Genomic DNA, 743 nt, shown 5'->3' on the forward strand with positions numbered 1-743 from the left:
CAGCCTGACCTTCAACGCCGACGGCTCCTACAGTTTCACCCCGGGCACTGACTTCGACAGTCTGGCCGCGGGCGAGAGCCGCGACGTCACCTTCAGCTATACCGCCACTGATAACGATGGCGGGGTGAGCGAGCCGAAGACGGTGACGATAACCGTCACCGGCACTAACGATGCGCCGGTCGCCGTCGCTGATACCCAAACCACCGGTGAGAACACCGCGCTGACTGGCCAGGTCCCGGCAGCAACGGATGTTGATGGCACCATCGCCAGCTACGCGCTCGACACCGACGTGGGTCAGGGCAATGGGTCATTGGCGTTTAACGCCGACGGTAGCTACAGCTTTACCCCCGGCACCGACTTCGACGGTCTGGCCACGGGTGAGAGCCGCGACGTGACCTTCAGCTACACCGCCACCGATAACGACGGCGGCATCAGCGAACCCAAGACGGTGACGATCACCGTCACGGGCACCAACGATGCGCCGGTGGCCGTCGCTGATACCGGCAGCACTGGCGAGAACGCTACTCTCAATATCAACGCTGCCCTGGGTGTGCTGGACAACGACAGCGATGTCGATGGCGGCACGCTGAGTGTCAGCGCGGTCAACGGCGTAACAGGTAGCGTGGGGCAGGCCATCACTGGCACCAACGGCGGCACCTTCACGCTGAACGCGGATGGCTCCTACAGCTTCAATCCGGGTACTGCGTTCGATCGCTTGGCCGCGGGTCAGACCGACACCACTA

General features: G+C 63.4%; 1 protein-coding gene. It reads left to right on the forward strand.

Annotation, left to right across the window (positions count from 1 at the left end; translation table 11 throughout):
* The coding region (locus BTW08_RS18630) for an Ig-like domain-containing protein (RefSeq protein WP_139313734.1) at positions 1-743 on the forward strand (743 nt) is incomplete at both ends.

Source organism: Salinicola sp. MH3R3-1, assembly GCF_001937155.1.
Taxonomy (GTDB): Bacteria; Pseudomonadota; Gammaproteobacteria; order Pseudomonadales; family Halomonadaceae; genus Salinicola; species Salinicola halophyticus.